The following is a 9,742-nucleotide window of genomic DNA, read 5'->3' on the forward strand; positions in this document are numbered from 1 at the left end:
AGAGGGCCGTGGCGACCACCCGGCCGCTTTCGCGAATGGTCAATAGCGGATGGCGTCGATGACCTTGACGCGCACCGCCACCAGCGCGGGCAGCAGGCCCGCGAGGGCGCCCACGACGGTGGCGCAGACCAGGCCGAGGATGGCGGCTTCCACGGGGAACGGCGGGAAATCGGTGACCATGCCCTGGCTGATGAACTCCTGCAGCATGGGATTGGTGACGATGAGCACGGCTCCGATCACCCCCACCACGCCGGCCACCAGGGTCGCCACGATGCTCTCCATCATCACCGAGAAGAACACCCGGCCGGCGGTGGCGCCGAAGCTGCGCCGCACCCCGATCTCCCGGATGCGCTGCTTGAGCGTGACCAGGGCGATGTTCACCAGACCCAGCGCGCCGAGCAGCAGCACCAGGCCGGCCACTCCCCCGACGAGCAGCTTGATCGACGCGAACGGGTCCTCGTTGTGGGCAGCGTAGTCCTGTCGACTCACCGACACGTTCGTGCCGGCGCCGAGCGCCCCTTGGGCATCCCGCTGCAGCGCAACGATCAGGTCCTCGCTGATTTCCGGCGGCACCCATAGTTCGTAATTGGGGACGCTGCCGCTGGCCGCGAGCTGGTCGGCGGGAGTGAGAGCGGTGATGGTGTCCATGAGCAGGTACATGGCCGGCTCGGTCTCCCAGACGCTCACCGGGTAGACCCCGGTGATCACGGCGGTGGTCGGGGTGGCGCCCAGCAGCGTGGTGGTGGGGTGCGTGGCCAGGTCGGGCCGGCCGAGTCGTTCCCAGAAGATCTGGTTGACCAACACCGCCGGTGCGAGGCGGTCGGCGTCGTCAACGCTGAACCAGTCCCCCTCGGTGAGTGCCACGCGGTGCATGGTGCCGTACGGCTGGTCGACGCCGATCGCCTGCACGGGCACCGCACCATCCGTGAACTGCACGGTCTGGGTGGTGTAGAGCACCCGGCTGGCGTAGTCGATGCCGTAGCGCTCGAGCGAGGTGTCCCAGAACTCTTGCATGACATCCGGGTCGATGGCGCTGCCGTCGTTCGATCCGGCGTAGAGCGAGAGGGTGGCGCTGCGGCCGCCGCTGCGTTCGTTCTGTTCCACGATGGACTGCTGGGCCACCGCGCCGAGGCCGACGACGGTGGTGATGGCGCAGACCGCGACGGCCACGCCGATGAGGGAGAGCATCACGCGGGTCTTGTGGATGCGCAGTTCCTGCCAGGCCTCCACGAACGAGCCGACCACGTTGCTGAGCAGCCGGTTCATGCCGGCACCGTCGCCAGCTCGTCGTCGCGGACGACCGGGGCCACCGGGCCGCCGGCCACGGTGAGCACGCCGTGGTCCAGGCGCAGATGCCGGCTGGCCAGCGCCGCGATGGCCGGGTCGTGGGTGATGGTGATCAGGGCCGCGCCGGAGCCGGTGGCGACCTCGTCAAGGAGCGCCATCACATCCGCCCCTGTCTCGAGGTCCAGGGCGCCGGTGGGTTCATCGGCCAGGATCAACCGCGGACCGCGCACGAGCGAGCGGGCGATCGCCACCCGCTGCTGTTCACCGCCGGAGAGTTTGTCAGGCATGGCGCCCAGCCGGTGGCCGAGGCCGACCCGTTCCAGCATCGCGGTGGCGATGCGGGCCCGCTGCCAGAATTGTTTGCCCTGCGCGTAGAGCAGCGGGGTCATCACGTTCTCGAGGGCCGTGCGGCCCTGGAGCAGGTTGAACTGCTGGAAGATGAAGCCCACGTCGCGGCCGCGCACCCTGTCGCGCTCCCCGGAGGAGAACGATCTCACCGGTCGACCGTCGAACTCGAGGTCACCCGAGGTGGGGTTGTCGAGCAGGCCGAGCAGGTTGAGCAGGGTGGACTTGCCGGAGCCGCTGCGGCCCACGATGGAGACCCTGTCGCCCACCTCCACGTCGAGGTCGACGCCGGAGAGGATCGTCAGCGGTGGGCCGTCGACGAGCTGGACGGTGCGCGTGACGCCGGCCAGGTGCAGGAGCGTCAATGGAGGGTCATTCCGGGCTCGGGGCAGACCTCGCTGCCGTCCGGGGCGGTGCTGCAGCCGCTCACGGCGGTGGCGCCGGGTACGAACTGGTTGATCAGGTCGCCCTCGGCCAGCCCCTCGACGATCTGCACCGAGGTACCGTCGTTCATCCCGAGTGTCACCGGGCGTTCCTCGGTTGTGCCGTCGGGCAGCACGAACCAGACGACCCCGGTTTCGGCAGAGCCCTTCACGGCCGTGGTGGGCACGACGAGCACGTTCTCGGCCTTGCCGCCGGCGATGGTGATCTGGGCGGCGAGGCCGGGGAAGACCGTGACCTCGGCCGGGATGGCGCAGCTGACGGTGGTGCCGCCCGCCCCGCCCGTGCCGGTGCCGGTGCCGGTGCCCGACGCCGGATTGGTGCCGCCGCCGGAGCCGCCGGCATCCGCCCCGGCCAGCGGGGTGGTGATGCGCAGGCCCGTGCAGGTGAACGGGGCCGGACCGTTGGTGATGGCGATGGACGCCTCGGTGGGCTGCGTGACGAGACGGTATTGCTGCTCGGGGCTGAGCGATCCGCTCACCGAGTAGCTGGGCGGCGCGACCTGGCCGGTGGTGTCCCCGATGGCGACGGACTGGCCGTGGATGACGGTGAGGGCGCTGAGCACGCCGTCGGCGGGGGCGAAGACCTTCTCGAAGGTGACCGCCGGTTTGGGCTGGGTGATGGCGATCATCCCGGTGGCGGGGTCCGTCGTCTCAACGGGGTCGCGCACGGTTTCGACCTTGATGTCGTAGATCTTGTCGCCGGCGGCGACGGTCGCTCCGGCGGCGAAGAAGATCTCGTCGACGGTGCCGGCCGCGACGGCCTTGACGGGCACGGCGGCATCCGCCGACACGGTTCCGGGCAGCGTCACATCGTTGGTGATCGTGCCCAGGGCAACCGGGATCTGCGGTTCCACGACCTGGCCGGTCGGCTGGGCCGGGTCCTGGGCCTCCGCGGCGTCGGCAAAGAATGCCAGCTTCACCAGGGCCACCGCGATGGCCGCGACGACGAGCAATCGGAGGATCGGAAAGACCCATTTGCGCATCACATTCACTGATTTCCCCCATGCTCGCATCGCACCTGACGGTGTCGACTGGCACGAGCCTAGGGGCTGTTCCGGCCCGTCGAGGCGGCTTTCGGGCAAAATCCTCCTGAAGGATGACCCCCGGTGTGCGGGGTACCCAAGAACGCGTCAACCCCCGGCGCCGAGGGCGGCCGGGGGTTGACAGTGGTGCTGTGCAGCGGGCGGTTACGCCTCGATGATCATCGGAACGATCATCGGGCGGCGGCGGAACGACGCCTGCACCCAGCGGCCGACGGTGCGGCGCACGACCTGCGTGAGCGCGTAGGTGTCGTGGGTGCCGTTCTGCGCGGCCTCGGCCAGGGCGGCCTCGATCTTGGGCCGGACGGAGTCGAAGACCGAATCGTCTTCGGCGAAGCCCTTGGCGTGGATCTCCGGGCCGACGATGACCTTGCCGGTGGACTTGTCCACCACGACGATGATCGAGATGAAACCTTCCTCGGACAGGGTGCGCCGGTCGGTGAGGTCGGCTTCGGTGATCTCACCGACGGTGGAACCGTCGACGTAGACGTAGCCGAGGTCGAGCTGGCCGACCTTCGTGACGTTTCCGTCGCGCAGGTCGAGAACGGTGCCGTCCTCGGCGAGGATGGCCCGTTCGACGGGCACCCCGCTCTGCACGGCGAGCTTGGCGTTGGCCACCAGGTGGCGGTATTCGCCGTGCACGGGCAGCACGTTCTTCGGGCGGAGCACATTGTAGACGTAGAGCAGCTCGCCGGCGGCGGCGTGTCCGGAGACGTGCACCTTGGCGTTGCCCTTGTGCACGACGTTCGCGCCGAGCTTGGTCAGGCCGTCGATGATGCGGTAGACCGCGTTCTCGTTGCCCGGGATCAGGCTGGAGGCCAGGATGACGGTGTCGCCGGGGCCGACCTCGATCTGGTGTTCCTTGTTGACGATGCGGCTGAGCACCGCCATCGGCTCGCCCTGCGAACCGGTGGACATGTAGACGATCTTGTTGTCCGGGATGTTCCCGGCCTTCTTGAAGTCGATGAGCACACCGTCGGGCACCTTGAGGTAGCCGAGGTCGGCGGCGATGGTCATGTTGCGCACCATCGAGCGGCCCAGCAGGGCCACGCGGCGGCCGTTGGCGTGAGCGGCGTCGAGCACCTGCTGCACCCGGTGCACGTGGCTGGAGAAGCTGGCGATGACCACCCGGCGCGGGGCGCGGGCGATGACGTCTTCCAGGACCGGGCCGATGGCGCGCTCGGACGGCGTGAAGCCGGGAACGTCGGCGTTGGTGGAGTCGACCAGGAACAGGTCGATGCCCTCTTCGCCCAGGCGGGCGAAGTCGCGGAGGTCGGTGATGCGGTTGTCCAGCGGCAGCTGGTCCATCTTGAAGTCACCGGTGTGCAGCACGCTGCCACCCTCGGTCTTGATGGCGACGGCGAGGGCGTCGGGGATCGAGTGGTTGACCGCGACGAACTCGAGGTTGAACGGGCCGAGGCGTTCCTTCTGGCCTTCCTTCACCTGCAGGGTGTAAGGGGTGATGCGGTGTTCCTTGAGCTTGGCCTCGATGAACGCCAGCGTCAGGCCGGAGCCGATCAGCGGGATGTCCTGGCGCAGCTTGAGCAGGTAGGGCACCGCGCCGATGTGGTCCTCGTGGCCGTGGGTGAGCACGACGCCGACGATGTCTTTCAGGCGGTCCTTGATCGGGGTGAAGTCCGGCAGGATCAGGTCGACACCGGGCTGGTGCTCCTCGGGGAACAGCACGCCGCAGTCGACGATCAGGATTTTGCCGTTGATCTCGAAGGTGGTCATGTTCCGGCCGATTTCGCCGAGTCCGCCGATGGGCGTGACGCGGAGTGTTCCCTTGGGGAGCGCGGGCGGTGCGTATACGTCGTTGGGCATAAGCCCTCCTATTGTGGAGTTGGTGGTGCGTGAAGTTAGTGGTGGGTGGAGTTGGTGCTGCTGTTGATCCGTGGTGCGTTTATCTTTTAGCGTGTGGTTCCGGCGACCTTGGGCAGCGCCCCGCCGGCGGCGGCGTTGCGGTCGGGGCGGAAGTTGGTGAAGTCGACGCCGGGGATGTTCCGGACGAGGTCGATTTCGTCTTCGATCATGGCGGCCTCGGATTCCTCCGGGCCGACCAGGGGCAGGCGCACGCGTGGGCTGCTGATGCGACCCAGCCCGTGCAGGATGTACTTGGCCGCGACGGTGCCCGGCACGTGGGTCATCACGGCGCGCACGAGGGGTTCAAGCTGCTGGTGCGCGAGCGTGGCCGCCTTGAGGTCACCCGCGTTGACGGCATCCACCATCTGGCGGTACGGCTTGGCCGCGATGTTCGCGGTGACGCCGATCAGGCCGGTGGCGCCGATCGACAGGTGCGGCAGCACGTTGGGGTCGTCGCCGGAGAAGTAGAGCAGGTCGGTCTGGTTGAGCACCCGGCTGACCTGGGCCAGGTCGCCCTTGGCGTCCTTGACGGCGAGGATGTTCGGGTGCTTCGCGGCGCGCAGGATGGTCTCGTAGGTGATCGGGATGCCCGTGCGTCCCGGGATGTCGTACAGGATCACCGGCAGGTCGGTGGCATCCGCGATCATGCGGAAGTGCGTGAGAACACCGGCCTGGGTGGGCTTGTTGTAGTACGGCGTGACGATCATGTTGCCGTCGGCGCCGGCCTTCTCGCTCTGCTTGGCGAGTTGCATGGCGTGGGCGGTCTCGTTCGAGCCGCCGCCGGTGATGATCTTGGCGCGACCGGCCGCAACGTCCTTGCCGACCTCGACGAGCCGGATCTTCTCGGGGTCGGTGAGGGTGGAGGTCTCGCCGGTGGTGCCGGTGACGACGATGCCGTCGGCCCCGGCGGTGATGACGTCGTCGATGTGCTTCTCGACGTCGGCCCAGGCGACCTCACCGTCAGCGGTAAAAGGTGTCACCAGGGCGACGAGGACCTGCCCGAAGGGGTTGTAAGGAGTAGACACGTTTTACAGGTTATCGTCTAGCGCGCCCTCCCGCGCCTCCACGCCTGCCCTCGCGCGCGTCATCTGCCGTCATACGAGGGGTCTGAGGCCCGCCGCGGCGTAACCTCGCCTGCATGAACCCCGCCGCCGCCCTGCTCGTTCTGGTGTTGTTGGTCGCGTTGACCACCGCGCTGGGACTGGTCTGGCGCCGTCGGCAGGGCCGGCTCACGAGCTCGACCGACTCGGTGGATGCCGTCACGGCCGCCCAGCTGGGCCTGACCGTGTCGAACACGCCGATGGTTTTCGGCGCCGAGGCGACGCTGCTGCAGTTCTCCACCGAGTTCTGCGCCCGCTGCCCCGGCACGAGCGTGCTGCTGGGCCAGGTGGCGGATGCCCGCACCGGCGTGCGGCACGTGGAGGTGGACCTCACCCATCGCGCCGACCTCGCCCGGCGGTTCAAGGTTCTGCAGACGCCCACCACACTGGTGCTCGACAGGGCCGGCCGGGTGCGCGCCCGGGTGGGCGGTGTGCCGAACCGGGCCGCCCTGCACGCGCACCTCGATGACCTTGCCCGAAACGTTCAGGAGTTCCGATGACCCAGCCAGAATCCGCTGCGACGGCTTCCGCCGCCGCCGCTGCCGCTGCTGCCGCTGCCGCTGCCGGGAAGCGGACGGGCATCGACCCGCGCGGCCCCCGGTTCGGCGCGGCCGTCACCGCCGTCGTGTTGCTGGCGGTAATCTTCCTCGCGCTCGTCGGAGCCTCCGACGCCGCCCTGGCGCTGCTCGCCGTGCAGACCGCGGTGTTCGCCTGGGGCACCATCGCCGGGGCCGCCCGGCATCCGTACGGGTGGCTCTACAAGGCCCTCGTGCGCCCGCGGCTCGGCCCGCCGGCCGAACTCGAAGACCCGGCCCCGCCCACCTTCGCCCAGGGTGTCGGCCTATTGGTCGCCCTGACCGGGGTGCTGCTCGGCCTGGCCGGGGTGATCGTGGCCGTGCCCCTCGCGGCGGCGGCCGCGTTCGTGGCGGCTTTCCTGAACGCGGCCTTCGACTACTGCCTGGGCTGCCAGCTGTACCTCCTGCTGGTGCGGGCCGGCGTCCTCGGGCGTAGCCCGGCGGCGCCCTGACCGGCGGGTCTGGCGAACCTGCCCGTCGCCCGAGGATTCCCTGTGAACGGTTCAGGCCCGGCGGATAGGCTGGTGCTCCACTTCCAGGAGGTATCACCATGGCCCTGACCAGCGAAGCAACCACCGTATGGACCGGAGACCTGACGACGGGTTCCGGAACCGTCACGCTCGATTCCTCGCACGGCGGGTCGTTCCCGGTGAACTGGAAGGCCCGGGCCGAGGGAACCGCCAATACGACCAACCCCGAGGAGTTGCTGGGCGCGGCGCACGCATCCTGCTTCTCGATGGCACTGGCCCTGATCCTGGCCGACGCCGGACACACCCCCACGAGCATCCAGACCACCGCGGCGGTCACGTTCGTGGCCGGCACCGGTGTCACCGGCAGCCACCTGCTCGTCAGCGCCAACGTTCCCGGTGTCACTGAGGCGGAGTTCGAGGCGTTCGCGCAGGACGCGAAGGTGAACTGCCCGATCTCGCAAGCGTTGACCGGCATCCCGATCACCATCGAAGCCGAACTGGCCTGAGCGGTGCGCGTACTCATCTCCGGAGCCTCCGGGCTCATCGGCACCGAACTGACCCGCCAGCTGGAAACGGCCGGCCACACCGTGCTGCGTCTGGTGCGACGCCCCGCGCGCTCCAGGTCGGAGGTGCGCTGGGACCCGGCGACACTGACCCTGGATCCCACCGTGCTCGACGGCGTGGACGCGGTGATCAACCTGTCCGGCGCGTCGATCGGGCGGTTGCCCTGGACCAAGTCCTACCGCCGCCAGATCATGGAATCGCGGGTGCAGGCCGCTCGTACCCTCACCGACGCCATGCGCCGGGCCGGCACGCCACCGACGGTGCTGCTGAACGCGTCCGCCGTGGGGATCTACGGCAACCGGCCCGGCGAGGAGCTCACCGAGGAGTCCGCACCGGGCTCGGACTTCCTCGCCACCGTCGTCACGACCTGGGAAGGGGAGGCCCGGCTGGCCCCTGAGGGCACCCGGGTGGTGCTGCTGCGTACCGGCCTGGTGCTCGCCAAGGGCGGCGCGCTGAAGCCCCTCATGCCGATCGTCCGGCTCGGCCTCGGCGGACCGCTCGGCCGTGGCAGCCAGATCTGGCCGTGGGTAAGCCTCCACGACGAAGCCGCGGCGATCGTGCACCTGCTCACCTCGGAGCTGAGCGGCCCGGTGAACCTCACCGGCCCCACCCCGGCAACGGCCAACGAGGTGATCCGGGCCGTGGCCTCGGCGCTGCGCCGGCCGTTCTTCCTTCCGGTGCCCGAGTTCGTGCTGACCCTGGCGCTGCAGGATGCCGCCCGGCAACTGTTGCTCGCCGACCAGCGGGTGAGCTCGGCGAAGCTGCAGGCCGACGGGTTCCGTTTCACCCACCGTACGGCCGCCGAAGCTGTCACCTGGATGCTGCGCTAGGCCTTTGGGGGCGCAATCTCGTTATGCGGGGTAGGCGCCGTTATGCGGGTGGCGCGCCACCCGCATAACGGCGCGTGACCCGCACTACGCATCCCAGGGGGCCGCCCCGCGCGATGGCTGGGCAGTCCTCCACAGGGGCGCCGGCCCGATGTTGTGAACGACCACGGTTCGATCGCCGTGGCCGCGGCACCCGGCGCCGACACTCACTGGATGACCGATCGTCGAGAACACCCGTCCTTCCCACCCGAAGTGCTCCTGGCCGCCGACTATCGGCGAGCCCTCGGCGCCGATCTTCGCCTGCGTCGCGGTGCCGAGCGCGGTTACCTGCACCGCATCGGCTGGGGCCAGTACTGCCCCGCAGCGGTCTGGGCCGGCCTCGACCGTGACCAGCGGTATGCACTGAGAGTGCGGGCGGCGGCGCTGGCCCGACGAGGCGCGCTGCCGCTCTCCCACCAGTCGGCCGCGGTGCTGTGGCACCTACCGCTGCAGGCACCGTGGCCCGATGAGGTGCACTTCCTGGGACCGCGTGCAGCCGGCGGACGCTCGGACCCGGGCATCCGCAAGCACACGGTGGGCTTCGACGCCCGCGATGTGGAGCTGAAAGACGGAGTGCTGGTCACCTCGGTAGCCCGCACGGTGATCGAGCTCGCAACGATTGTGGACCTTCGGTCGGCGGTCGCCGCGGCCGATCGGGCTCTGGCGGTGGATCGGACCGGTCGCATCCTGCCGCTCACGGACCGGGTGACCCTGCTCGAAACCTGGCACCGGATGCTGCCGTTCCGCGGTTCGGTGCGGGCGCGCACGGTGATCGACTTTGCCACGCCGCTCTCGGGCTCTCCCGACGAATCGGGCACTCGGGTGACGATCGCGCTGGCCGGACTTCCCGAACCCGAGTTGCAGCATCCGTTCGTGATCGAGGACCGCACCGTCTTCTCGGACTTCTTCTGGCGGGGCGTGCGGGGTGTTGGCGAGAGCGACGGTCGAGTGAAGTACTTCGATCCCGTGCTGCTCGCCGGACGCACCCCGGCAGAGGTCGTGTACGAGGAAAAGCTCCGCGAGGATGCCATTCGGCTGCAGGTGCTCGGCTTCGTTCGCTGGGACCATGCCACCGGGATGAGCGTGCCGCGGTTGTCGGCGCGGCTGGCGCGCCTGGGCCTCACCCCGGGGCGCCCCCGGCTGGCCGGGCGCTGAGCGGGCCGGTGCGGCGCGGAGCTGGCCGGGCGCG

10 protein-coding genes are annotated in these 9,742 nt (G+C 69.5%); 5 read left to right on the forward strand and 5 right to left on the reverse strand.

Annotation, left to right across the window (positions count from 1 at the left end):
* Window positions 1-39: 39 nt before the first annotated feature.
* The 5 genes from E3T19_RS11505 to dapA all read right to left on the reverse strand — a co-directional run bounded on the left by E3T19_RS11505 (window position 40) and on the right by dapA (window position 6,003).
* Window positions 40-1,266, reverse strand: coding sequence for an ABC transporter permease (locus E3T19_RS11505; protein WP_134408858.1), 1,227 nt, complete (start codon window positions 1,264-1,266; stop codon window positions 40-42).
* Window positions 1,263-1,997, reverse strand: a complete 735-nt coding sequence (locus E3T19_RS11510; RefSeq protein ID WP_134408859.1) for an ABC transporter ATP-binding protein — start codon at window positions 1,995-1,997, stop codon at window positions 1,263-1,265. The genes E3T19_RS11505 and E3T19_RS11510 overlap by 4 nt, the downstream gene beginning before the upstream one ends.
* Window positions 1,994-3,058: a hypothetical protein gene (locus E3T19_RS11515; protein WP_174776450.1), complete on the reverse strand. Its 1,065-nt coding sequence runs from the start codon at window positions 3,056-3,058 to the stop codon at window positions 1,994-1,996. Before E3T19_RS11515 ends, E3T19_RS11510 begins: the two co-directional genes overlap by 4 nt.
* 204 nt (window positions 3,059-3,262) lie before the next feature.
* Window positions 3,263-4,939 (reverse strand): ribonuclease J, encoded by a 1,677-nt coding sequence (locus tag E3T19_RS11520; RefSeq protein ID WP_088455717.1) that lies wholly within the window; start codon window positions 4,937-4,939, stop codon window positions 3,263-3,265.
* 86 nt (window positions 4,940-5,025) lie between these two features.
* Window positions 5,026-6,003, reverse strand: coding sequence for a 4-hydroxy-tetrahydrodipicolinate synthase (gene dapA, locus E3T19_RS11525; RefSeq protein ID WP_088455716.1), 978 nt, complete (start codon window positions 6,001-6,003; stop codon window positions 5,026-5,028).
* Between the two features lie 113 nt (window positions 6,004-6,116).
* Here dapA and E3T19_RS11530 point away from each other — a divergent pair, with 113 nt between their 5' ends.
* From E3T19_RS11530 to E3T19_RS11550, 5 genes are all read left to right on the forward strand, one after another.
* Entirely contained in the window at window positions 6,117-6,578 is a 462-nt protein-coding gene (locus E3T19_RS11530) for a thioredoxin family protein (RefSeq protein WP_134408860.1), read from the forward strand.
* On the forward strand, window positions 6,575-7,105 hold the full coding sequence (locus tag E3T19_RS11535) for a DUF4395 domain-containing protein (protein WP_134408861.1): 531 nt from the start codon (window positions 6,575-6,577) through the stop codon (window positions 7,103-7,105). The genes E3T19_RS11530 and E3T19_RS11535 overlap by 4 nt, the downstream gene beginning before the upstream one ends.
* A gap of 98 nt (window positions 7,106-7,203) precedes the next feature.
* Window positions 7,204-7,629 (forward strand): OsmC family peroxiredoxin, encoded by a 426-nt coding sequence (locus tag E3T19_RS11540; protein ID WP_088455713.1) that lies wholly within the window; start codon window positions 7,204-7,206, stop codon window positions 7,627-7,629.
* A gap of 3 nt (window positions 7,630-7,632) precedes the next feature.
* Window positions 7,633-8,517, forward strand: a complete 885-nt coding sequence (locus tag E3T19_RS11545) for a TIGR01777 family oxidoreductase (RefSeq protein WP_134408862.1) — start codon at window positions 7,633-7,635, stop codon at window positions 8,515-8,517.
* A gap of 210 nt (window positions 8,518-8,727) precedes the next feature.
* Window positions 8,728-9,708, forward strand: a complete 981-nt coding sequence (locus E3T19_RS11550; protein ID WP_134408863.1) for a hypothetical protein — start codon at window positions 8,728-8,730, stop codon at window positions 9,706-9,708.
* Window positions 9,709-9,742 lie beyond the last annotated feature (34 nt).

Origin of the sequence: Cryobacterium sp. TMT4-31, from assembly GCF_004403385.1 — a bacterium.
GTDB lineage: Bacteria > Actinomycetota > Actinomycetes > Actinomycetales > Microbacteriaceae > Cryobacterium > Cryobacterium zongtaii.